Source organism: Rhodococcus sp. P4_B6 (assembly GCF_056402215.1).
Window position 1 is genome coordinate 21,628 of sequence record NZ_JBFUHV010000072.1, and the last position, 20,244, is coordinate 41,871.

The 20,244-nt window shown below is 67.9% G+C and carries 25 protein-coding genes and 1 riboswitch; of the genes, 11 read left to right on the plus strand and 14 right to left on the minus strand.

From position 1 onward, the window contains the following. Positions 1 to 13: 13 nt before the first annotated feature. The 6 genes from AC1DWT_RS28305 to AC1DWT_RS28330 all read right to left on the minus strand — a co-directional run bounded on the left by AC1DWT_RS28305 (position 14) and on the right by AC1DWT_RS28330 (position 5,803). The gene (locus tag AC1DWT_RS28305; protein WP_072942880.1) at positions 14 to 976 is read right to left on the minus strand and encodes a phosphotransferase family protein; all 963 of its coding nucleotides are present in this window, start codon (positions 974 to 976) and stop codon (positions 14 to 16) included. Further along, positions 973 to 2,178: an acyl-CoA dehydrogenase family protein gene (locus AC1DWT_RS28310; RefSeq protein WP_241031471.1), complete on the minus strand. Its 1,206-nt coding sequence runs from the start codon at positions 2,176 to 2,178 to the stop codon at positions 973 to 975. The genes AC1DWT_RS28305 and AC1DWT_RS28310 overlap by 4 nt, the downstream gene beginning before the upstream one ends. A gap of 9 nt (positions 2,179 to 2,187) precedes the next feature. Beyond that, entirely contained in the window at positions 2,188 to 3,336 is a 1,149-nt protein-coding gene (locus AC1DWT_RS28315; protein WP_095863261.1) for a thiolase family protein, read from the minus strand. Further along, entirely contained in the window at positions 3,336 to 3,713 is a 378-nt protein-coding gene (locus tag AC1DWT_RS28320; RefSeq protein ID WP_072942877.1) for a Zn-ribbon domain-containing OB-fold protein, read from the minus strand. The genes AC1DWT_RS28315 and AC1DWT_RS28320 overlap by 1 nt, the downstream gene beginning before the upstream one ends. Before the next feature lie 38 nt (positions 3,714 to 3,751). After that, positions 3,752 to 4,540, minus strand: a complete 789-nt coding sequence (locus AC1DWT_RS28325) for an enoyl-CoA hydratase/isomerase family protein (protein WP_477923210.1) — start codon at positions 4,538 to 4,540, stop codon at positions 3,752 to 3,754. Between the two features lie 123 nt (positions 4,541 to 4,663). Next, a complete protein-coding gene (locus tag AC1DWT_RS28330; RefSeq protein WP_179377640.1) occupies positions 4,664 to 5,803 on the minus strand; it encodes an acyl-CoA dehydrogenase family protein in 1,140 nt (379 codons plus the stop codon). A gap of 101 nt (positions 5,804 to 5,904) precedes the next feature. On the opposite strand from AC1DWT_RS28330, the gene AC1DWT_RS28335 reads away from it, so the two are divergent. Both AC1DWT_RS28335 and AC1DWT_RS28340 read left to right on the plus strand, forming a co-directional pair. Next, positions 5,905 to 6,291 (plus strand): hypothetical protein, encoded by a 387-nt coding sequence (locus AC1DWT_RS28335; protein WP_095863259.1) that lies wholly within the window; start codon positions 5,905 to 5,907, stop codon positions 6,289 to 6,291. Next, the gene (locus AC1DWT_RS28340) at positions 6,275 to 6,673 is read left to right on the plus strand and encodes a hypothetical protein (protein ID WP_095863258.1); all 399 of its coding nucleotides are present in this window, start codon (positions 6,275 to 6,277) and stop codon (positions 6,671 to 6,673) included. Before AC1DWT_RS28335 ends, AC1DWT_RS28340 begins: the two co-directional genes overlap by 17 nt. A 59-nt stretch (positions 6,674 to 6,732) precedes the next feature. Here AC1DWT_RS28340 and AC1DWT_RS28345 read toward each other — a convergent pair whose 3' ends face one another. Both AC1DWT_RS28345 and AC1DWT_RS28350 read right to left on the minus strand, forming a co-directional pair. Further along, entirely contained in the window at positions 6,733 to 8,814 is a 2,082-nt protein-coding gene (locus AC1DWT_RS28345) for an ArnT family glycosyltransferase (RefSeq protein WP_095863257.1), read from the minus strand. Then, positions 8,811 to 10,064 (minus strand): bifunctional glycosyltransferase family 2/GtrA family protein, encoded by a 1,254-nt coding sequence (locus AC1DWT_RS28350; protein WP_095863256.1) that lies wholly within the window; start codon positions 10,062 to 10,064, stop codon positions 8,811 to 8,813. Before AC1DWT_RS28350 ends, AC1DWT_RS28345 begins: the two co-directional genes overlap by 4 nt. 140 nt (positions 10,065 to 10,204) lie before the next feature. Here AC1DWT_RS28350 and AC1DWT_RS28355 point away from each other — a divergent pair, with 140 nt between their 5' ends. Continuing rightward, on the plus strand, positions 10,205 to 10,630 hold the full coding sequence (locus AC1DWT_RS28355) for an HIT family protein (RefSeq protein ID WP_174705505.1): 426 nt from the start codon (positions 10,205 to 10,207) through the stop codon (positions 10,628 to 10,630). A 3-nt stretch (positions 10,631 to 10,633) separates the two neighbouring features. On the opposite strand, the gene AC1DWT_RS28360 is transcribed toward AC1DWT_RS28355, so the two are convergent. Further along, positions 10,634 to 12,016, minus strand: a complete 1,383-nt coding sequence (locus AC1DWT_RS28360; protein WP_072943153.1) for a sensor histidine kinase — start codon at positions 12,014 to 12,016, stop codon at positions 10,634 to 10,636. Positions 12,017 to 12,096: 80 nt separating this feature from the next. Then, on the minus strand, positions 12,097 to 12,813 hold the full coding sequence (locus tag AC1DWT_RS28365; protein WP_167372175.1) for a response regulator transcription factor: 717 nt from the start codon (positions 12,811 to 12,813) through the stop codon (positions 12,097 to 12,099). Between the two features lie 772 nt (positions 12,814 to 13,585). Beyond that, positions 13,586 to 13,647, plus strand: a riboswitch (guanidine-III (ykkC-III) riboswitch). A 10-nt stretch (positions 13,648 to 13,657) separates the two neighbouring features. Between AC1DWT_RS28365 and AC1DWT_RS28370 the strand changes: the two genes are divergently transcribed. From AC1DWT_RS28370 to AC1DWT_RS28385, 4 genes are all read left to right on the plus strand, one after another. Continuing rightward, positions 13,658 to 13,972 carry a DMT family transporter gene (locus AC1DWT_RS28370; RefSeq protein WP_072942865.1) on the plus strand — a complete coding sequence of 105 codons (315 nt, stop codon included), beginning with the start codon at positions 13,658 to 13,660 and terminating at the stop codon, positions 13,970 to 13,972. 48 nt (positions 13,973 to 14,020) lie between these two features. After that, entirely contained in the window at positions 14,021 to 14,827 is an 807-nt protein-coding gene (locus AC1DWT_RS28375; protein WP_072942863.1) for an ABC transporter, read from the plus strand. A 73-nt stretch (positions 14,828 to 14,900) separates the two neighbouring features. Then, positions 14,901 to 15,251, plus strand: a complete 351-nt coding sequence (locus AC1DWT_RS28380; RefSeq protein ID WP_072942861.1) for a hypothetical protein — start codon at positions 14,901 to 14,903, stop codon at positions 15,249 to 15,251. 55 nt (positions 15,252 to 15,306) lie between these two features. Continuing rightward, positions 15,307 to 16,470, plus strand: coding sequence for an epoxide hydrolase family protein (locus tag AC1DWT_RS28385; protein ID WP_072942859.1), 1,164 nt, complete (start codon positions 15,307 to 15,309; stop codon positions 16,468 to 16,470). A gap of 15 nt (positions 16,471 to 16,485) precedes the next feature. Here the strand turns inward: AC1DWT_RS28385 and AC1DWT_RS28390 are convergent, their stop codons facing one another. Then, positions 16,486 to 16,716 carry a hypothetical protein gene (locus tag AC1DWT_RS28390; protein ID WP_072942857.1) on the minus strand — a complete coding sequence of 77 codons (231 nt, stop codon included), beginning with the start codon at positions 16,714 to 16,716 and terminating at the stop codon, positions 16,486 to 16,488. 90 nt (positions 16,717 to 16,806) lie between these two features. Then, positions 16,807 to 17,109 carry a MerR family transcriptional regulator gene (locus AC1DWT_RS28395; protein WP_072942855.1) on the minus strand — a complete coding sequence of 101 codons (303 nt, stop codon included), beginning with the start codon at positions 17,107 to 17,109 and terminating at the stop codon, positions 16,807 to 16,809. Positions 17,110 to 17,350: 241 nt separating this feature from the next. On the opposite strand from AC1DWT_RS28395, the gene AC1DWT_RS28400 reads away from it, so the two are divergent. Further along, on the plus strand, positions 17,351 to 17,734 hold the full coding sequence (locus tag AC1DWT_RS28400) for a hypothetical protein (RefSeq protein ID WP_072942853.1): 384 nt from the start codon (positions 17,351 to 17,353) through the stop codon (positions 17,732 to 17,734). An 11-nt stretch (positions 17,735 to 17,745) separates the two neighbouring features. Here the strand turns inward: AC1DWT_RS28400 and AC1DWT_RS28405 are convergent, their stop codons facing one another. Further along, positions 17,746 to 18,072 (minus strand): MerR family transcriptional regulator, encoded by a 327-nt coding sequence (locus AC1DWT_RS28405; RefSeq protein WP_083395631.1) that lies wholly within the window; start codon positions 18,070 to 18,072, stop codon positions 17,746 to 17,748. Between the two features lie 224 nt (positions 18,073 to 18,296). Here AC1DWT_RS28405 and AC1DWT_RS28410 point away from each other — a divergent pair, with 224 nt between their 5' ends. From AC1DWT_RS28410 to AC1DWT_RS28420, 3 genes are all read left to right on the plus strand, one after another. Further along, positions 18,297 to 18,440, plus strand: a complete 144-nt coding sequence (locus AC1DWT_RS28410; protein WP_167372176.1) for a hypothetical protein — start codon at positions 18,297 to 18,299, stop codon at positions 18,438 to 18,440. Between the two features lie 83 nt (positions 18,441 to 18,523). Continuing rightward, positions 18,524 to 18,667: a hypothetical protein gene (locus AC1DWT_RS28415; protein WP_167372177.1), complete on the plus strand. Its 144-nt coding sequence runs from the start codon at positions 18,524 to 18,526 to the stop codon at positions 18,665 to 18,667. 43 nt (positions 18,668 to 18,710) lie between these two features. Continuing rightward, on the plus strand, positions 18,711 to 19,631 hold the full coding sequence (locus tag AC1DWT_RS28420; RefSeq protein WP_095863254.1) for a SigB/SigF/SigG family RNA polymerase sigma factor: 921 nt from the start codon (positions 18,711 to 18,713) through the stop codon (positions 19,629 to 19,631). On the opposite strand, the gene AC1DWT_RS28425 is transcribed toward AC1DWT_RS28420, so the two are convergent. After that, positions 19,616 to 20,047 carry an SDR family oxidoreductase gene (locus tag AC1DWT_RS28425; protein ID WP_241031470.1) on the minus strand — a complete coding sequence of 144 codons (432 nt, stop codon included), beginning with the start codon at positions 20,045 to 20,047 and terminating at the stop codon, positions 19,616 to 19,618. The genes AC1DWT_RS28420 and AC1DWT_RS28425 overlap by 16 nt on opposite strands. Positions 20,048 to 20,244 lie beyond the last annotated feature (197 nt).

A 20,244-nucleotide genomic window follows, 5' to 3' on the forward strand; every position in this document is an offset into this window, starting at 1 on the left:
CGCGAAAGAGTGGTCAGGCAAGTAGTGCGGTGCCGCTGCGAATGAGCTGCGAGATGGTGTCGGGCAGCCGTTCCTGATCGGGGTCGTGGTGGCGGCCCTCTCGGTGCCTGCGCAGGTTGTGGCCCATGATCGCCGCCATCTTCAGACGGCCGAGTGCGTTGAACCAGTTCATGTCCGGCAGTGCCGGGGCGTCCCCGGTGTAGAGGTCGATCAGCTCGTCCTCGCTCGGCAGGTTCGGCACCGCGCGCCCCACACCGGGGAAGTTCACACCGTCGGCGAAGACGAGGAACCAGCCGAGCTCGACCCGCGGATCGCCCAGGCTCCAGATCTCCCAGTCGATCAATGCCGCCGGCTCCGTGCCCCGCGCGATGATGTTGCCGAGCCGGTAGTCGCCGTGCACCAACGTGGGCGCCATCCCGTCCGGGACATCGGCGGCGAGCAGACGCAGCAACTCCTCGCCCCCGCTCACGAGTTCGGGGGGAACGGCGCCGAGGGTGCGTTGCCACCGCGCCAGCTCGGCGGCCGGCGACAACGGATCACCGGCGGCCGGGATCGTGTCGAGGGGCACCGCGTGCAGCAGCGGGAGCACCTCGGCGGCCCGGCGCATCCGCGCGGCAGCGACGGCCGGTTCGACCGCCGGTGTATCGAGCACCGGCTCGAGGGATTCCCCGGCGACGCACTCCATCGCGAACCACGCCGGACCGTCCTCGTCGACGGTGACGATGCGGGGCACGGGAACCGCTGTGGCGCCGAGCGTTTCCATGATCCTCGCCTGGCGCACCATGTCGTGCCGCCCGATGGGACGCTGCCCCTCGGGCACAGCCTTGACGACGAGGTCGCCCCCACCGGTCCGGACCTTGTAGGTCAGTCCGGAGTGCCCGCCGGGCAGCGGCTCGAGCGGGCCGACGTCCAGGCCCGGGTTCTGCTCGCGCAGGCGACGCGCCACACGGTCGTCGAGGGTGATCGTTGCACTCACGGGCGGGGCTCCCTCGGCAGGCCGAGCACGCGCTCGGCGAGGATGTTGCGCTGGATCTCGTCGGTGCCGCCTGCGATGCGGTAGCCGGGTGCGCCGAGCACGTGCTCGGTCCACGCGAACGTTCCCCACTCGCCCGAGTCGGCGATCAGGTCGCGCCCCAGCAGCATCCGGACGACCTCCGAGGTGCGCGCCATGGTGTCGGTGGCGAGCAACTTGCCCACCGACGCCTCCGGGCCGGGGTCCTTGTCGGCGACGACGGCGGCGGCCACCCGCATTCCCGTCACCCGCTGGACATAGCTGCGCGTCACCAGATCCGCGACCTTGTCGCGCTCGATCTCGGACAGCTCCCGGCCCAGGTGGCGGGCGAGTTCGACGGCCTGGTCCGCGTTGGCCAGGCCGAGGTTACCGGCGTCGAGGCGCTCGGCGGCCAGCACGGTCAATGCGACCGGCCAGCCCTGCCCCACCGGCCCCAGCCGGTGGTCGTCCGAGAGTTCGACGCCGTCGAGATACACCTCGTTGAAGGAACTGCCCCCGGTCATCTGGCGGATCGGCCGGACGGTGACGCCGGGAGCGTCCATCGGGACCAGGAAGACGGTGAGGCCCTTGTGTTTGGGCGCGTCGGGGTCGGTGCGGCACACCGCGACCCCGACGTCGGCGACCCGGGCGCCGGACGTCCAGACCTTGTGCCCGGTGATCGTCCACCGGCCGTCCCGCTCGACCGCTCTCGTCCGGACCGCCGCCAGGTCGGATCCGGCTTCGGTTTCCGAGAACAGCTGACAGGCGATGATGTCGGTGCGAAGCATCGCCCGCACATACCGATCGCACTGCTCGGGCGTTCCCCACTGGGCGATGGCCGGTGCGACCAGTTGCTGAGTGACCGAGAACATTTCGGTTCGGCGGGGCACGTCGAAACAGTTCTCCTCCCGCCGGAAGGCGAGCACATAGGACATCGGCAGTCCGCGTCCGCCGAATTCGACCGGCCAGTTCATCGAACCCCAGCCGGCGTCGAACTTCGTCTGCTCGTACGCCCGGATGTGGTCGGTCTCTTCGCGTTCCTGCGCAGCGGTCCAGTTCTCGAAGACGGCGACCGAGTCGGGTCCCACCCCCCATTTGATCTGGGTGCGCGGTTCGGCGACCGTTCGCAGCCACGCGCGGGCGCCGTCCACGAACTGGTCCAGGCCGGGCATCGTTGCTTGATTCATGGCTCTTCCTCAGACTGACAGGACGGTGCAGGCGCTGATCCCGGGCGCACCGTAGACGTGGGTGAATCCGATGCGCGGGTTTCCGGGGACCTGCCGGGCACCGGCCTCACCGCGCAATTGCGTGACGATCTCGTGTATCTGCCGGAGGCCGGACGCGCCGATCGGTTCCCCGTTCGCGATGCAACCGCCGTCGGTGTTGACCGGGATCCGCCCGCCGATTTCCGTCTCCCCTGCGGCGATCAGCTTTTCCTGCTCGCCGTGCTCGCAGAATCCGCATTCGGCCATGTGCATGATCTCGGCGCCGCTCTCCGTGTCCTGGAGTTGCGCGACGTCCACGTCGGAAGGTCCGAGTCCGGCCTGCTCGAATGCGGCCGCCGCGGTGGACGTGCTCACGCTCGACGGGGTACCCGCGCCCTGTATCGACGGGCCGAACACCTCGAACGAGCCGAACCGGCGGGTGCCCGCCGAAATGCCCCGCAGGTGCACCGGTCGTCCGCCGAGTCGCCGGACGGCGGTCTCGCTCGCCACGACGACGGCCGCACCGCCCTCGCCGGGTGAGCAGAACATGTACCTGGTCAGGGGGTCGTTGACCATGTCCGCGGCGGCGATCGTCTCGGCGGACATGGGTTCACGCCGCCAGGCATTCGGGTTCAGGGAGCCGTTGCGATACGCCTTCTCCGCGACGGCGGCCAGTGTGGGGGCGCTGATTCCGTGTTCGCGCATGTACCGCGCGATCTTGATGCCGAAGAACTGGGTGGTGACCATGAGACCCGCCTCGCCGTAGCCGACGGGCAGACCCCAGTCCTGTGGCGCCGGGTCGAACGCACCGCGCGGGTGCTTGTCGAAGCCGACCGCGAGCGCGATGTCGGCGGCGCCGGCACGAATGGCGTTGACGGCCGACACCAGAGCGCTACCCCCTGTCGCGCAACCGTTCTTGACGTTGGTGAACGGGATTCCGGTGAGTCCGAGTTCGGACACCAGGGTGTCGGCGAGCCCGGAGCCGTCACTGCCACCGAACGCGACCTGAACGTCGGTCCACGCGATGCCGGCGTCGGCCAGGGCGGACGCGATCGCGTCCAGGGCGAGCCCGCGGCCGGTCTTGTCCTGTTGGCGCCCGAATTTCGACAGTCCGGCCCCGATGATCGACACGGTGGACATCAGCGGGTCTCCTTCAGATATGCGTCGGTGGCAAACCGGGGCACCGGTGCCGTGGCGACCAAGGTCACCGGCGCCCCGTCGTCCAACTCGTCGAAGTCGTGGCAGTCGAGCACGGCTTCGACCCTGATTCCCTCGGGGAGTTCGACGTAGCCGACCGCGAACGGCGAGAACCCGTCCGGCGGCGGAACATACGGCGGCGATTTCGGGGCGAACCGCTGAACCGTGTACGCCCAGACCGTTCCGCGTGTGCTCAGCGCAACCGGCGACATCGCCGGTCGTGAGCACTGCGAGCACAGGCTGGTGGCCGGGAACGCCACCGTCGAGCAGTGGGAGCACCGGCTCGCGCCGAGTGCCGGCGCGGTATGTGTCTCGCCCATCGTCAATCTCTCCTCGGGATTCGTCGGCGGCGTTCGGGTCAGCGACCGACCCAGACCGGGTCACGCTTTTCGAGGAACGCGTTCACGCCTTCGCGTGCGTCCTCGGACTGCAGCGCGTTGCCGACGGCGAGGTGCTCCATCACCATGAGCGACTGGATGTCCGCGTCGAGACCGCGGTCGATGCACATCTTGGTGAGCTTCATCATGAACGGACTCTTGTCCACGATCGGCGCGATGAACTCGGCGACGAGCTTGTCGAGGTCTTCGGCCGGCACCGAAGCGTTGATCAGGTCGAAGGCCTCCGCCTCCTTGCCGGTGAGGAGCTTGCCGGTGAGCATGAGCTCCTTGGTCTTCCGAATGCCGATCATCCGCGGGAGCCGGTAGATCGGGCCCGCACCACCGAACAGCGCGCGGCGAATGTGGAAGTCGCCGATACGAGCGTCCTCGGCCGCGATGGCGAAGTCGCAGGAGATCATCAGCTCGAAACCGCCCGCGGTGACGAAGCCTTCGAGGACCGCGACGGACGGCGTGTTCATCGAGTACAGGCGGTCGCACACCCGGGCCGACAGCACCGCGACATCCATCGCGGTGGTGGAGCCGACGTACTTCTCCCGCAGTTCGTCGAGATCGAATCCCGAGCAGAACGTGCCGTCGCGTCCACGCAGGACCAGCACTTTGAGTTCGGGGTCGTTGTCGACCTCGACGATGATCTCGTCGAGGCGGTGCAGCAACTCGACGGTGACCGCGTTCTTCTTGTGCGGGCGGTTGAGCCACACGCGGGYGACGTCGCCGTCCTTCTCGAGAACGATGTGATCGGTGTCCACCATGTCGGGGTCCTTTCGAGGGATGAAAACTGAACTGGATTCACTTCAGTTCTACTGGGTGGGAGGTGTTCCGTCAATAGCGGGGTCGAAGAGCGTCGGATTCGGCCGGCAGCAGCCGGCCCGATGTCAGAGTCCGACGAGATCCGCGATCCGCCCGCGGTGCGCCCGCGAATCCCCCAGCAGCGGTTCGTCTCCGAGCGCGCGGCGAACATAGGAGTGCGTCGCATGTTCCCAGGTGAAGCCGACTCCCCCGTGAAGTTGCACGGCCTCCATCGCGGTGGCGATCACGGCCTCGGTGCAGACCGCACCCGCGACAGCGGCCGGAAGCGCCGCGGCGCCCGGGTCTTCCGCGAACACCGCGGCCGCGTACCGCGCCGCCGATCGCGCCTTCTCGAGCTCGACGAGAGTGTTCGCCAGTCGATGCTTGACAGCCTGGAAGGAGCCGATCGCCCGCCCGAACTGGCGGCGCTGCATGGTGTATTCCCGTGTACTGTCCAGTAATCGGTCGATCACGCCGACGTGCTCGCAGGCCAGTCCGATCACTCCGAGGCTCTGCAACGATTCGACCGCGCGCGGTGCGTCACCGGGTCCGGCGAGCCGCACCGCCTCCGCGTCGTCGAAGAGCAGATTCGCCTGCCGTCGACTGGGGTCGACCACCGGAAGTTCTGTTCGCCGCACCGTCGCGGTCCGCAGATCGACCGCATAGAGGCCGGGTCCGTCGTCGGCGTGCGCGAGCAGCACGACGACATCGGCGGCGCCGCCCTGCACGACATTCGTCGCGCGACCGGACAGCGACCATCGGTCGCCGGCGCGCGCGGCGTCGACGAAATCGGTCTGCCCACTCAGGGCCGTCACCGTCGCGACGAGTTCGCCCCGGACGACCTGGTCGAGCAGTTCGTCTACTGTTTGCGACCTTTCGGCCGCGAGTAGGGCGTGCACTCCCAGCGTGGCGGACGTGAGCACCGGTTCGCAGACCAGCGCGCGCCCGCATTCTTCGAGAACGATGCCGAGTTCGACCACGCTGTATCCGAGGCCGCCGCGATCCTCCGGCACCGTCAGGGCCGCGACGTTCATCTCCTCGACGAGCAGCGACCACAACTCGGGGGAATAGCCGACCGGGGACCGGGCGGCGAGTCGGCCGTCCTCGAGGGTCGAGTGGCGGTCGAGCAGGCGGCGTATGACGTCGCGGATGTCTTCGTGCTCGGCGACGGGGGTCATCGCCGCGGGTTCGGTCTCGGGCCAAGGGCTGGAATGGGAGGACTGCATTGAACTCTCCTATAAATTGACGTGAGTTCAGTTTAGTTTCGCAGAAGACGAGACGGCAAGGACTCTCGACAGACCCACCCATGTTGAACTAAGTTCATTTCATGACCGATGCACTCGTGATCGAGCAGTACTACGCGATCCTCGACAGCGGCCGGATCGAAGACGCGGTTGCCCTGCTCGACGAATCGATCGAGTTCGCCATAGTTCTTCCCGGTACCGTCCGTCGCGGCCACACCCGCGCCGACATGCTCGACTACCTCCGGGGACGACCCCCGGTCGACCGGCGGCACGTGCTGCTCCGGACGAGCAGCGCCGGCGACGTCCAGTTCGCCTACGGCTCCGTCGTCGAGAACGAGACGAAGACGACCGGCTACTTCCTCGCCGCCATGCACCTCGACGCCGACGGCACCATCGACGCATATGAAGTGTCCTTCGACACGGAATTCAGCATTCTCACAAGGGAGTTGGCACATGACAAGCGCGACTGACCTGAATCCGAGGACGTCACCGACGCCCGTGCTGGTCGCATGGTTCGCGTTCATGGATTCGGACGATCCCGACCGCGTCCTGACGATGATCACCGACGACTTCCGGATGTCGATCCAGTTCTCCACCGGCGGCGGGAAGGCAGCCGAATTCGTCGGCGATCGCGCAGGTCTCGTCGGGTACCTGCAGCAACGCGAGAAGAGCGTGCTGGTACACGAGATCCTCGCGGGCTCGCGGGTGGGTGACGTCGAACTGGCACTGGGACGCACCACCCGGAACGGCGAATTCGAGGCGTCGTTCAACACCTCGGCACAGCTCGACGAGTCCGGGCTCGTGCGGAGGTTGCTCATCTGCCGCACGCCCGAGATCTCGTTCCCCCTCTGACACACCTGTGAGTACTTGTTAACCGCGGGCGGTTAACAAGTACTCACAGGGGGTTTCGGTCAGGACGTGAGGTCGTACAGGGTCACGCCGTCCACGGTGACTGCGGTGAAGTTCGCCTGCACCCAGGTGGAGATCTCCGACGCGGTGCCGTCGCCACCCATTCCGCCGCCCCGGCCGCCGGCGATGAAGTAGTGGATCTTCCCGTCCGCCACGTACTGCTGGAACTGCTCCAGCGTGGGTGACGGATCGCTGCCGTTGAACCCGCCGATCGGCATGACCGGGTCCTCGGTGGCCAGCTGGTAACCGGACGCACTGTTGGATCCGATGGCCGCGGCCACCCAGGTGTAGTTGCCGGCATCCTGCTCCAGCAACGACACCAGTTCCTCGCCGGGGTTGCTGCCGGAGAGGAGTCCCCCGGCAGCGCCGCCCATGGCTCCCATGCCGCCCATGCCGTCGGCGGCGCCTGCCGTTGCGCCGTCGGTGGCACCGGGAGCCGCACCGCCCGGCATCGTGGGCGCGGCGCCGCCGTCGGTGCGCCCGCCCATGCGTCCGGCACCGTCCATGCCACCGGGGCCACCCATTCCGCCGAAGCCACCGCGACCGCCTTCGACGGTGGGTCCGGCCGAGACGATCGAACCGGTGTGCGGCGTCGCGATCGTGTCGACGGCGTACGCCGTCGGTCCGGCGAGCCCAGTGAACAGCGCGGCCAGCGTGACGACGGCCGCGATCCGTCCCCTGGTCAGCGCCGGGATCAGCACGGCCACCGCGGCGAGAACACCGGCGACGACCACGGCCCACTTCAGCCACGGCACGAACGACGCACTGCGCCCGAGCAGAACCCAGGACATGGCCGCTGTGGCCAGCAGTGTCACCGCAAGAACAGCACGCATCCACAGGGTGTCGCGTCGACGCCACAGCGTCACAGAACCGATCGCCACCAGCGCGGCCACGGCCGGTGCGAGCGCGACGGTGTAGTACGCGTGGAAGATTCCGGCCATGAAGCTGAACGTCAGCCCGGTGACGAGCAGCCACAGGCCCCACACGACGAACGACGCACGTTGCGTGTCGGTGCGTGGCGCCCTGCCACGCACTACGAGACCGGCGACGAGCAGAATCAGAGCGGCCGGGATCAGCCAGGCGATCTGACCGCCCTGAGCCGACTCGAACATGCGCGTGATGCCGGTGCTGCCCCACATTCCGCCGCCACCGCCGGGGCCGCCTCCGGGGAAGCCCCCGCCTGCCATGGCGTCACCCATTGCTGCTCCGGCTTCGCCACGCGCGCCGCCACCGGGCGTGACGCTGCCCGTCTCCTCACCGTTCAACCGGCCGAGACCGTTGTAGCCCAGGGTGAGTTCGAGGATCGAGTTGTTCTGCGAACCGCCGATCCAGGGCCGCGACGACGCCGGCCACAGCTCGACGGTCAGCAACCACCAGCCCGCGGAGACGATCATCGCGCCGAGCGCGGCGAAGCACTGGGCGAGGCGTTTGCCGAACTTCGGTGGTCCCGCGAAGAGGTAGGTCAGGGCGAGCGGCGGAACGACGAGCATCACCTGAAGCTGCTTGGTCAGGAACCCCAGCCCGACGAACACGCCGGTCAGCACCATCCACCGGGTGCGTCCGTCCTCCACGGCACGCAGCATCGCCCACACGGACGCGATCATCAGCAGCACCAGCAGCGCGTCGGGGTTGTTGAACCGGAACATGAGCACCGCGATCGGCGTCAGTGCGAGCACCAGACCGGCGAGCAGACCGGCCGGGGCCCCGAACCACCGCTTCACCGTCGCGTACAGCAGCGCGACGGAACCGACGCCGAGCAGGGCCTGCGGCACCAGCATCGCCCACGAGCTGAGGCCGAAGATCCGGACCGACAGCGACATCAGCCACAGCGACATCGGCGGCTTGTCGACGGTGATGGAGTTGGCGGCGTCGGAGGACCCGAAGAAGAACGCCTTCCACGACTCCGAACCGGCCTGCACCGCGGCGGCATAGAACGAGTTGGCCCAGCCGGAAGCGCCGAGCCCCCAGATGTACGCGACCGCCGTCCCGACGAGCAGTGCGGCGAGCGCCCAGGGCTCCCACCTCCGCCGGGCCGGAGGAGGTTCGGGCGTTTCGACCTTCGGTTGTTCGAGGGTCGTCGTCATGCGTGAACTCCTTCGGGGCGAGCGTTCCGGAACACCCAGCGAAGGGCTATGAAACGACTGATGGTGGCAACGAGATTGGCGAGTACGAGGACGGCGAGTTCGACGTGCTTGGACGCGTCCGGGGCCGCCGAGTGCAGGACGAACAGGGAACCGCTGGTGAGCAGCAGTCCGAAGGCGAACACGAGCAGACCCTGCATCTGATGCCGGGCGGCGCCTTCGGATCCGCGCACCCCGAACGTGAACGCGCGGTTCGCGGCCGTGTTGAGCACGGCCGTGACCAGCAGTGAGACGGCGTTGGCCCACTGCGCGCCCAGGACCGGATGCAGAACCAGGTAGAGCAGCGCGTACGCGACGGTGGACGCGACACCGATCACCGCGAACCGGGCCAACTGCCCGACCATGCCGCGGGGAACCCCGGGCACCAGCGGCTCGCGTCCGAAGCTGTCCCGCAAGCTGCCGATCGGCAGCGATCCGGTGGACAGCGCCCGGCCCACCCGCCACACGCCCTTGAGGTCGGCGACAGCGGTCGCGACGATGTCGACGCGACTATCCGGGTCGTCGACCCAGTCCACGGGGACCTCGTGGATGCGCAGGCCTGCGCGTTCCGCGAGCACCAGCAGCTCGGTGTCGAAGAACCATCCGGTGTCCTCGACCAGCGGCAGCAGACGCTGCGCGACGTCCGCCCGCATCGCCTTGAACCCGCACTGCGCGTCGGAGAACCGCGCGTGCAGCGCGCTGCGGAGGATGAGGTTGTAGCTGCGGGAGATGAACTCACGCTTCGGGCCCCGGACCACCCGCGAGGAGCGGGCGAGCCGGGAGCCGATCGCGAGGTCCGAATGCCCCGACAGCAGCGGTGCGATCAGCGGCATCAGGGCGTTGAGGTCCGTCGACAGATCGACGTCCATGTACGCCACCACCTCGGCGTCGGAGGCACTCCACACCGCGCGCAGGGCGCGGCCGCGTCCCTTCTCGTCGAGGTGCACGACGCGGACGCCGTCGATCTCGGCGGCCAGTCGGTGGGCCACGGCGAGGGTGGCGTCGACGCTGGCGTTGTCGGCGATGGTGATGCGGGCGGTGTAGGGAACGTTCTCGTCGAGGTGCCGCCGCAGCCGGCGCACGCAACGTTCGAGTCCGGCTTCCTCGTTGTAGACCGGCACGACAACGTCGAGCACGGGCGCGGTCTCGGAGGTTCCGGAGGTCTCGAGTCGTCCCATGGCGCCCGGTGCTCGGGAGAGGGAATTCGTCGTCATGCGTCCAAGGTTCGGCCCGGACGCTGCGATCACTCTGGACGGAGGCTGGGAGTTTCCTGTGCGCTTCGCGCCCGTGAGTACTTATTAACCGCGGAAGGTTAATAAGTACTCACGGGTGGCGAAGCCGCATAATGGCGGCCATGGGATCTGTATTCAGCGCCATCATCAACGGAGATCTGCCGGGACGGTTCGTGTGGGAGGACGAGGACGTCGTCGCGTTCCTCACGATCGCCCCCGTGACCCAGGGCCACACCCTCGTCGTGCCGCGCGAGGAGGTGGACCAGTGGCAGGACGTCGACGGTGAGGTCTGGAACAAGGTCATGGACGTGGCCCGCACGATCGGGCAGGCCGTCCGCCCGGCGTTCGACGCACCGCGGGCGGGACTGCTGATCGCCGGCCTCGAGGTGCCCCACCTGCACCTGCACGTCTTCCCCGCCTACGATCTCGGCGATTTCAACATCAGCAACGCCGAGCAGAATCCGTCCCAGGAATCGCTCGAGGAGGCGCAGGCGAAGATCAAGGCGGCGCTGCGCGAACTCGGCCACGGGGCCAACGTCCCCGACTGACGGTCAGCTCGACCGCGGCAGTTCCACCCGGAACGTGGCACCTTCGCCGGGCCGGCTGTCGACGGTTACCGACCCTCGGTGGGCGGCGACCAGGGCCGCGACGATCGACAGGCCGAGCCCGCTGCCGCCGCTCTCCCGGGTGCGGGACGCGTCGGTGCGGTAGAACCTCTCGAACACCCGGGCCGCGTCTTCCTCGGTCAGTCCGGGTCCGGTGTCGGCCACCTCGAGCACGACGCTGTGCTCGGTGGTGCCGAGCCGGACCGTCACGTCCGCGGTGGCGGGGGTGTGTTTGACGGCGTTGGCGAGCAGGTTGCCGAGGACCTGCCGCAGCCGGGCCTCGTCGCCGATCACCTCCGGTGTCCCGGGTCCGGGGCGGACGTCGAGGGCGATGGACCGCTCGGGGGCGACGGCGCGCGCCCCGTGCACGGCGTCGGATGCCACCGACAGCAGGTCGACGGGCCGGGTCTCGAGGGGTCGCTGGGCATCGAGCCGGGCGAGCATCAGCAGGTCTTCCACCAGGAGACCCATCCGCGACGCTTCCCCTTCGATGCGGCTCATCAGGGTTTCGGTGTCGGTCATCGCGCCCTGTCGATACAGTTCGGCGAAGCCGCGGATCGTGGTGAGCGGGGTGCGCAGTTCGTGGCTCGCGTCGGCGACGAATCGCCGCATCTTCTCCTCGGACCGCCGCGCCGACTCCTCCGACGCCTCGGTGGCGGCGAACGCGTGCTGGATCTGCGCGAGCATTCCGTTGAGCGCCACAGACAGTCGCCCGATCTCGGTACGGTCGTCCCGTTCCGGGACGCGTCGGTGCAGGTCTCCCGCCGCGATCGCCGCGGCGGTCTCCTCCACTTCGACGAGGGGACGCAGACTGCGCCGGACCACGAAATACGCGACCACTCCGAGCACGATCAGCACCACCACACCGATGATGAGTTGCAGCACGGCCAGCCGGTTCACGGTTTCGTCGTTCTCGGTGAGCGTCATCGCGACCGTCGTCTCGATGCCGTCCGGCGCGGTGGTGGTCAGCACCCGCCACCGCACGTCGGAACCGTCGGTCGAGCCGACCGTCACGGGCACGGAGGCGGGGTCTTCCGGCAGTGCGGGCGAGACGGATTCGTCGTTGATCTCACGCAGCACGGTGCCGTTGGCCAATGTCGTGCGGACGTAGAACGGGCTCGGCGGACGTCCGGGATTCGGTTCGTCGGGCGGCGGCAGCGGACGCGACTTGCCGGGCTTCGCCCACCCCTGAGCGGCCTCGTGGAGTTGGTGATCGACGCGGTTGGTCAGCGAATTCTCGAGCGCCGACGTCACCGCGACACCGGACGCGAGAAGCCCGAGCGCAGCGAGCAGGAGCACGGCGCCGACGAGCGTGATGCGCAGTGGCATCGCCCGGATCCACCGTCGCGCAGGCCTGTTCGGGACGGTGGCGACCACCTCGGCCGACTCCCGGGGAGCCGCGGGCGCGGTCATCGCCGCGGTTCGCGCATCACGTAGCCGACGCCGCGGAGGGTGTGGATCAGCGGGGTCTCGCCGGTGTCGACCTTCCGGCGCAGGTACGACACGTACGACTCGACCACGCCGACCTCACCGCCGAAGTCGTAGTTCCAGACGTGGTCGAGGATCCGCGGCTTGCTCAGCACCGTGCCGGCGTTGACCATGAAGTACCGCAGCAGCGTGAACTCCGTCGGAGAGAGCGACACCAGGTCGCCCGCCTTCCAGACCTCCCGCGTGTCGTCGTCGAGTTCGATGTCGGCGAACTTGATGCGGGCCGACTGCTCCTCCACCGACACCTTGCCCGCCCGCCGGAGGATGACGCGAAGCCGGGTCACCACTTCTTCGAGGCTGAACGGCTTGGTGACGTAGTCGTCCGCGCCGAGGGTCAGGCCGCTGATCTTGTCCTCCACCGCATCCTTCGCGGTGAGGAACAGCACCGGCGCGTCCACACCGTCGGCGCGCAACCGCTTGAGCAGGCCGAACCCGTCCATTCCCGGCATCATGACGTCGAGAATGACGGCGTCCGGGCGGAAGGTGCGCGCCGTGTCGAGTCCCTCGGCCCCGGTCGACGCCGTCGCCACCTCGAATCCCTGGAATCGGAGACTCACGGAGAGCAACTCGAGGATGTTCGGTTCGTCGTCGACGACGAGGACGCGGGCTTCGACAGGCTTATCATTCACGCAACCCATCATCACTCGTGACGCTGGATCGTCGCTGTAGGTTTCCTGGGAGGTTCCTGTGAGCCGGTGCGGCCGGCCCTGGCCGGACGGATTCCGATCGTCAGTTGACGACGATATTGAGGTTGAACACTACCCCGCCGAACGTCAGGATCGTGTTGGCCAATCCGAGTGTGACACCACTGTTGAGCGCCCCGAGCAGTCCCAGCATCATGACCTCCATCGTCGCCCCGGTGAAGGGGTGTTTGCGCGCTGTCCGTACGCGTTGCGGATGACACTAAGTCACGTTCGACAAATTCGTGGCGACACGCGCACGCAATTTCCCTGAATAAAATCACCCATTCTTCTCGAGCGAAAAAGGATGAAATTCCGGGCGCATGAGCGAGGATGGGACAGTTGCTCTCCCGCGCCCCGGCGCTCACGGTCGCCGCACAACGCGACAACCCCGCCGTCGAGCCGACGGCGGGGTTGCGACCGGAGTTGTCTTGACAGGCAGGAAGTTCAGGCGACGACGTTCAGGTTGAGCACCACTCCGCCGAACGTGCCGATCGTGTTGGCGAGTCCGAGGGTGAAAGCGCTGTTGATTGCGGCGAGCAGTCCGAGCATCATGATGTTCCTCGTTATCTTCCGTGGTATACGCACAGAATTCACTGTCGCGCTCGACAATAAGTCAGCAGGTCTCGATCTGCGAGATATTCGGTGCATTCCCGCGCCGTGCGCGCGGAGCGAGCCTGTGGAGTCGCTCACCACTCACGGGCGCGGAGCGCGTCTTTGGGTACCGTGGAATTCGTCGACACGACATCCGGACGAGCGCACCGTACCCGGCCAGCGACAAGACGGTGCCCGGAGGTTTGTCATGGCGTGGATCGTGCTCGTGCTGTCGGGGGTTCTGGAGGCTGTCTGGGCCACCGCCCTCGGCCGGTCGGAGGGATTCAGCAAGCTCGGGCCCAGCATCGTCTTCGGCGTCGCCCTGGTCTTCAGCATGGCGGGTCTGGCCTACGCGATGCGCAGTCTCCCCACCGGAACGTCGTACGCGGTGTGGGTCGGCATCGGCGCGGCGCTGACGGTCGGGTTCGCGATGCTGACGGGCGCCGAGAGTGCCACGCCGGTGAAGATTCTGCTGATCCTGGGCATCGTGGGATGCGTCGTCGGACTGAAGGCTCTGCACTGACCTGATCGACACGCTCGATGATTGTGTGTCGCGGGTTACAGTAACTCCATGAACCTGGTGTCGTTGATGACCCTCCCGGTGCGTGCCGGTCTCGCGGCGGCCGATGTCGGTCTCGGTATCGCCGAGGCCGCCCTCGTGTCGGTGCGGACCGCGGTCGCCGGGACCGGCGTGGTCACGGGAATGAGCACCCAGGGGAGCCCGCTGCAGGTGATCAGCCAACTGTCGTCGCTGGCGGCCAACGACCGGCCGCTCGGGCAGGCCCTCCAGCCGGGCGGTCCGCTCGATCGTCTCCTCGCCCCGGGCGGCCCCGTCGACCGTCTCACGTCGGAGGGCGGCACCCTCGAACGACTGCTCGAGCCGGGTGGGCCGCTCGAGCGGGTCCTCGCCAAGGACGGCCCGCTCGACCGGGTCCTCGCCGAGGACGGCACCCTGGAGCGACTGCTCGCGAAAGACGGCCTGCTCGACCGTCTCACCGCCGAGCAGGGACCCCTCGAACGGCTGACTGCGCAGGACGGCGCGGTCGAACGGCTCACGGCGCCGGGCGGACTGGTGGATCGGGCGCTCGCCGAGAACGGCATCCTCGACACACTGCTGTCAGAGGGCGGCGCGTTCGAACGCCTCATCGCCGAGGGCGGCCCGCTCGATCAGATCGTGGCACTGTCCGAGACGTTGACGGCGCTGGCGCCCAACCTCGAGCGGATGAGCGCGAGCGTCGACCTGCTGCAGGAGACGGTGGGGGTTCTCAGCGCCGCCGTCGGGCCGCTCGGTGAACTGGCGGGCAAGTTGCCGGGGCGCTGGCTCAACAAGGGCAAGGGCGACCGTCCGGGCGTCGACTACACCCTCGGCCCCGCCTGACGCTGTCCGCTCGGGACGGCCTGGGAGCGACCGGCCGACACTGACCGACACCTGCCTCTGGTATGTATTTCGCATGACACGAACCATCGTTGCGCTGTTGATCCCGGCCGCCCTGCTGCTCGGGGCGTGCAGTTCCGAATCGACCACCACCGACGCCGAGTCCACGGCGAGCGCAACGACCGAGGCCACCGAGGCGTCCTCCGCAGGCCTGCCCGCCGTCGCGGACCTGTGCAAAGGCCTCCTCCAGTACGCGAAGGGCGCCGAGGCCCGCGCGCAGCAGAGCGGCGAGACGTTCGACCGCACGAAGGCCCTCGACGACCTCTTCACCCAGTCGGCCGAGACGGCGGAGTGGAAGGACGCTCCGCAGGAGCGCAAGGATCAGATGATCCAGGCCTACGACGCCGCCAAGACCGGGGCCTGCTGACCCGTCCCTCGATCAAGGACCGGAACTGTCCTCAATCCTTCGTAGCGTGGTCTGCATGACCGACACGACGAAGTCCATCCGACCGTTTCGCATCGACATCGCGCAGGCGCAACTCGACGATCTCGCCGCACGACTCGCGCGGACCCGGTTCGGCACCCCGCTCCCGGGTGACGACTGGAAAACCGGGGTGCCCACGTCCTACCTGGTCGAACTCGTCGCGTACTGGCGCGACGAGTTCGACTGGCGGGCACAGGAGAAATCGCTCAACACCTTCCCGCAGTTCGTGACCGAGATCGACGGGCAGAACATCCACTTTCTGCACGTCCGCTCACCCGAACCGGACGCACTGCCCCTGGTCCTCACCCACGGCTGGCCGGGTTCGTTCGTCGAGTTCCTCGACGTGATCGGGCCCCTCACCGACCCCGTGGCGCACGGTGGCAACCCCGCGGACGCATTCCACGTGGTGGTGCCGTCGCTGCCCGGATTCGGATTCTCGGGACCGGTCCGCGAATCGGGCTGGAACATCCACCGGATCGCCGGGGCGTGGGCGGAGCTGATGAGCCGGCTCGGATACGACCGTTACGGGGTCCAGGGCGGCGACATCGGCGCGGGCGTCTCGCCCGAGGTCGCCCGCATCGCCCGGGACGCGGTGGCCGGGGTGCACCTCAACGGCAACATCGGGGTTCCCGTCCACGACGTGGACGAGGCGGAGCGGGCGAGCCTGACACCGCTGGAGCGGGACCGCCTGGACCGGGTGTTGCGGTTCCTGACCGACGAGTTCGGCTACATCTCCATCCAGTCGACGCGACCTGCGACGCTCGGTGCCGCGCTCGCCGATTCACCGGTCGGTCAGCTCGCTTGGATCGTCGACAAGTTCCGCGAGTGGACGCATCCGCGGGAGGCGCTCCCCCACGACGTCGTCGGCATCGACCGCCTGCTCACCAACGTCATGTTGTACTGGCTGACCGACACCGCGTCCTCGGCCGCGTACGTCGGCTACATGCAGGAATCTTCTTGGGGCACCGCCAATTCCGTGTCCGGCATCCCGACCGCCGTCATCGTCTTCGCCCACGACGTCGGCATCCGCCGCTACGCGGAGCGGGAGCATGCGATCACGCGGTGGACCGACGTCGAGGATCGCGGCGGCCACTTCGCCGCACTCGAGGAGCCCGCGACCCTGACTGCGGACATCCGGGACTTCTTCGCCGGACTTCGCTGAGCGGATCCGGAGCGGTCAGATCAGGCTCGAGATGAGGAAGGCGGCAAGCAGCACGCCGACGAGAACGGATCCGGCGGTGGCGGCCGCGAGGACCACCGAACCGGTCACGGCCATTGCCGGCGCCGCCGCGACGAGGGCGGCGACGAGCGCGGTTCCGAGCGAGAAGCGGCGGTCGGGCTCTGCCTGCCGGTCCTTCGCGTGCCGGGCACTGTGCGTGCGGAATGCATTGTGGGCCGTGAGGGTCATGATTCTTTGTCCCGTCTGGAGTCGAATGCGGGGCCAGAGTCGGAGCCCTGGCGGGTACAGAGTTCACCTCCCCGGCGCAGTGGTGGATCACTATCCGGGCGTGCGGCCCGGCCCGTCCAGCCGGGACGCCAGTTCGGCGTTCTCGGATTCGAGCGCGAGGATGCGCCGAATGCCGGCGACGTTCACACCGTCGTCCATGAGCTGAGCGATGCGTGCCAGCCTGATCAGGTCGTCGTCGCTGTATCTGCGGGTGCCGCCGCTGGTCCGGGCGGGGGTGAGCAACCCCCGCCGCTCGTACAGGCGGAGAGTCTGCGGGCCGATGCCCGTCAACTCCGACGTCACCGCAATTCCGTAGACCCCGCGACGTGAGCGGGGCAGGACGTCGATGGTCATAACAGGCTCCCTTCTGCTTAAGGAACACCTGATATTAACACGCAAATGAAATGAATCTGCATTCGTAAATACAGATTTTGCATCTCGGACCCGTCATGCCTGGCCGGCGGCCGCCAAGACGACCATCGGGTCACGTAATCTCGGACCCGAACCGAACRCGAACCGCCACCGACCCCGGACGGATTCGTCGAGGTGTCGTGGCCGTGAGCGCCGCGGCCTCTGTGCGAGAGACGAGAAGACGGTGCCCCGTACTCAGGAACACGCAGATCGCTACCGCGACGCCCTCACGGCGCTCGCCGCGGCCACGCAGCGACCGGCCAACGTGGTCAACACCGGTGCGGGCTACGCGATCCGGGTCGACTTCGAGTTCAACCGGTACCTTCTCGCGTCGAATGCCACCGACGGACTGACCGACGCCGTCGAGGACGCGTCCGAGTGGAGGGTCAGCCTGTTCCAGGGCGCCGCCGACGGCACGTCCGACGAATTGCTGGCCACCGCCGGGCACGCGTGGCTGGTCGACGCATTCGACCTCGCGTTCGCCGACATCCGGGCCGAAGGTAAATGGCAGTCGGCCGACGCGTCGTTCGACGAGTTCAACCCCACGAACGACCAGTCTGCGAGCTGATCCGGCGCCGCTCAGGCGCGGTCCGGGACCTCGGATCGGACGAGTTGCTCGAGTTCGGCGTTCCGCGCCGCGAGGACCGCGTTCTCGGCCTCGAGCCGAAGGATCTGGCCGATGCCGATGAGATTGACTCCTGCGGCGACGAGTTCGGTGATCTTCTGGAGGCGCGCGACATCGTCCTCGCTGTACCGGCGTGTGCCACCGCCCGTGCGAGTCGGTGTGATCAACCCGCGCCGCTCGTACAGGCGCAGCGTCTGTGGTCCGATACCCGTCAGTTCCGACGTTACCGAGATCCCGTATACACCCCGCTGCGAACGAAGCGGCATATGAGAGGACGTCACCGGGTCTCCCTTCTTCTCAGGGCACATCAACCTTAGCAAGCGCCGGTGGACACAATATGCCGCGGGGCGCGCAGGTTCGCTCCGGAATGCCCACACCCCCGCGGGGCTGGACCAGCAATCTTGCCGATTCGGCTTGAACTTCCCGTCCGACCGCTGTAGAACAAATCTATATTCTTCAACGCAGATTAGTTCTCACGACGAGGCCGCACGAAGGAGAACCGCAGATGACCACCCACGACCCTCAGAGCACTCCCCACGACGGGGAGGTCCTCGTTCTCGGTGCAGGCAGCGGCGGAGCGATCGCCGGCGGCCTGATCGCCACGCTGGCGCTCAGCGCGCTCACTCTCCTCTCGTCCCTGCCGACGTGACCGGACACCCCGACACCCGCACCCGTTCGACACCGACACAGACCCAGACACAGACTCTTCGCACACGACAGGACGCAGCCCTCATGCCCGCCAGCTCCGCATTCCACGCTTCCGCCACCAGCACCACGCGCGGCGGAGCCACGATGAGCACCGAGGAAATCAAGGCCCGGATCGAGGCGATGTTCGCCGACGAGGCCGCAGACACGTCCCCCGCACTCGTCGAATAGCGACGCCATCGCCGATGCCGGCAGGTCAGAGAAGGGCAGAGCCATGAAAGTGTCCACCCCGCTCGTCGAACCATCGCTCGAAATCCGACGCATCCCCACGCGGTCGAAGCCGGTGCATCGCACGAAGTCCGCAGCCGACGCCGACGCCGCACGAGTAGAGCTACGGCAGGCCCGAAACGAGACCGCGCGCCGCGAGCGTGACCAGTATCGTGACGTGCCCGCGCAGTGCGAGGCCATCGGCCGGCTCGCCGCCTCCGACCCCCGCCGCGAACTGCTGCGACAGCGACTGATCGAGCGGTGCCTGCCGCTCGCCGAACACATCGCCCGGCGTTTCCTCGGTCGCGGAGAACCCCTCGACGACCTGATCCAGGTCGCCCGCATCGGTCTGGTCAAGGCAGTCGACCGTTTCGACGCCCGCTGCGGGGCGAACTTCGTGTCGTACGCCGTCCCGACGATCACCGGCGAAGTCCGCAGGCACTTCCGCGACACGGGATGGGCGATGCGCGTCCCGCGCAGCATGCAGGAACTGCACCTTTCCCTCACGACCGCGACGACCGAACTGACCACCACACTCGGACGCGCCCCGACGGCGAGCGAATTGGCCGAGGCCCTCGGGATCGACAAGGAGGAGGTGGTCCGGGGCCTCCGGGTTGCCGACGCCTACAGCACCCTGTCCGTCGATTTCCCGCTCGGCGAGGACGAGCGCCCGCTGTCGGAGACGATCGGCGACGTCGACCCGTCCCTCGCACACGTCGAGGACCACGTGGTTCTCGAGCCGCTGCTGGGATCCCTTCCCGACCTCGAACGCACCGTCCTCGTTCTGCGGTTCTTCGGCAACATGACCCAGTCGCAGATCGCCGCTCGGGTGGGCGTCTCGCAGATGCAGGTGTCCCGGCTGCTGAACAAAACCCTGGCGGACCTGCGCGGGAAACTCGCCGACGCCAGCGGTCAGATGCCCGGGTAGGCGGCCAGGAAGTCCTCCCACGTCCGCTTGCCCGTCGCCGCCTCGCGCGACAGGTTGACGCCGTCCCGGTACGCGCGGCCGGCCTTGCCCGGCATCCGGACCGGCATCGTCAGCCGGTGCCTGCCGGTCGCCTGCAGGTAACTGCGCGCCAGATCGCCCATCCCGTACACCGTCGGCCCGGGCAGGTCGGGAACCAGGCCTGCCGGGGCGCCGAGCGTCAGTTCCACCAGACGCGCCGCCACCTCCCCCGAGTCGACCGGCTGGAAGCGCAGTCCGCCCGGGACCGGGATCACCGGCAGTTTCGCCATCTTCTGCAGCATGCTCAGCACCAGTTCGTGAAACTGGGCTGCGCGCAACGTCGTCCACGGCAGGCCCGAGTCGGCCACCGCTCGCTCCGCGGCCAGCTTGAATATCAACTACCCGGTCCTGAAGGACGCGGGTTTGCTGCTCACGTTCTCACTGGCTGTGAGAGGGGTGGCTGCTTTAGCCCCAATACCGTTCAGTTAGTGAACAAGGATGGTGCATTTCGGCGGCTGGGTGGGTTGTGGATGGTGTTGATGGTGTGCGCGTTTGGCTGCCCACTTGAGGACTTTGCGTTTGACGACCCGGGGGT

Bases quoted from the DNA above. Each gene is read 5' to 3' on its own strand.
- AC1DWT_RS28420 (WP_095863254.1), top strand. From the start codon at position 18,711: ATGAAAGTGTCCACCCCGCTCGTCGAACCATCGCTCGAAATCCGACGC.
- AC1DWT_RS28390 (WP_072942857.1), bottom strand. From the start codon at position 16,716: ATGACCCTCACGGCCCACAATGCATTCCGCACGCACAGTGCCCGGCAC.
- AC1DWT_RS28310 (WP_241031471.1), bottom strand. From the start codon at position 2,178: ATGAATCAAGCAACGATGCCCGGCCTGGACCAGTTCGTGGACGGCGCC.
- AC1DWT_RS28385 (WP_072942859.1), top strand. From the start codon at position 15,307: ATGACCGACACGACGAAGTCCATCCGACCGTTTCGCATCGACATCGCG.
- AC1DWT_RS28350 (WP_095863256.1), bottom strand. From the start codon at position 10,064: ATGACGACGAATTCCCTCTCCCGAGCACCGGGCGCCATGGGACGACTC.
- AC1DWT_RS28360 (WP_072943153.1), bottom strand. From the start codon at position 12,016: ATGCCACTGCGCATCACGCTCGTCGGCGCCGTGCTCCTGCTCGCTGCG.
- AC1DWT_RS28330 (WP_179377640.1), bottom strand. From the start codon at position 5,803: ATGCAGTCCTCCCATTCCAGCCCTTGGCCCGAGACCGAACCCGCGGCG.
- AC1DWT_RS28345 (WP_095863257.1), bottom strand. From the start codon at position 8,814: ATGACGACGACCCTCGAACAACCGAAGGTCGAAACGCCCGAACCTCCT.
- AC1DWT_RS28370 (WP_072942865.1), top strand. From the start codon at position 13,658: ATGGCGTGGATCGTGCTCGTGCTGTCGGGGGTTCTGGAGGCTGTCTGG.
- AC1DWT_RS28380 (WP_072942861.1), top strand. From the start codon at position 14,901: ATGACACGAACCATCGTTGCGCTGTTGATCCCGGCCGCCCTGCTGCTC.
- AC1DWT_RS28355 (WP_174705505.1), top strand. From the start codon at position 10,205: ATGGGATCTGTATTCAGCGCCATCATCAACGGAGATCTGCCGGGACGG.
- AC1DWT_RS28365 (WP_167372175.1), bottom strand. From the start codon at position 12,813: ATGGGTTGCGTGAATGATAAGCCTGTCGAAGCCCGCGTCCTCGTCGTC.
- AC1DWT_RS28415 (WP_167372177.1), top strand. From the start codon at position 18,524: ATGCCCGCCAGCTCCGCATTCCACGCTTCCGCCACCAGCACCACGCGC.
- AC1DWT_RS28335 (WP_095863259.1), top strand. From the start codon at position 5,905: ATGACCGATGCACTCGTGATCGAGCAGTACTACGCGATCCTCGACAGC.
- AC1DWT_RS28375 (WP_072942863.1), top strand. From the start codon at position 14,021: ATGAACCTGGTGTCGTTGATGACCCTCCCGGTGCGTGCCGGTCTCGCG.
- AC1DWT_RS28315 (WP_095863261.1), bottom strand. From the start codon at position 3,336: ATGTCCACCGTGTCGATCATCGGGGCCGGACTGTCGAAATTCGGGCGC.
- AC1DWT_RS28395 (WP_072942855.1), bottom strand. From the start codon at position 17,109: ATGACCATCGACGTCCTGCCCCGCTCACGTCGCGGGGTCTACGGAATT.
- AC1DWT_RS28410 (WP_167372176.1), top strand. From the start codon at position 18,297: ATGACCACCCACGACCCTCAGAGCACTCCCCACGACGGGGAGGTCCTC.
- AC1DWT_RS28320 (WP_072942877.1), bottom strand. From the start codon at position 3,713: ATGGGCGAGACACATACCGCGCCGGCACTCGGCGCGAGCCGGTGCTCC.
- AC1DWT_RS28340 (WP_095863258.1), top strand. From the start codon at position 6,275: ATGACAAGCGCGACTGACCTGAATCCGAGGACGTCACCGACGCCCGTG.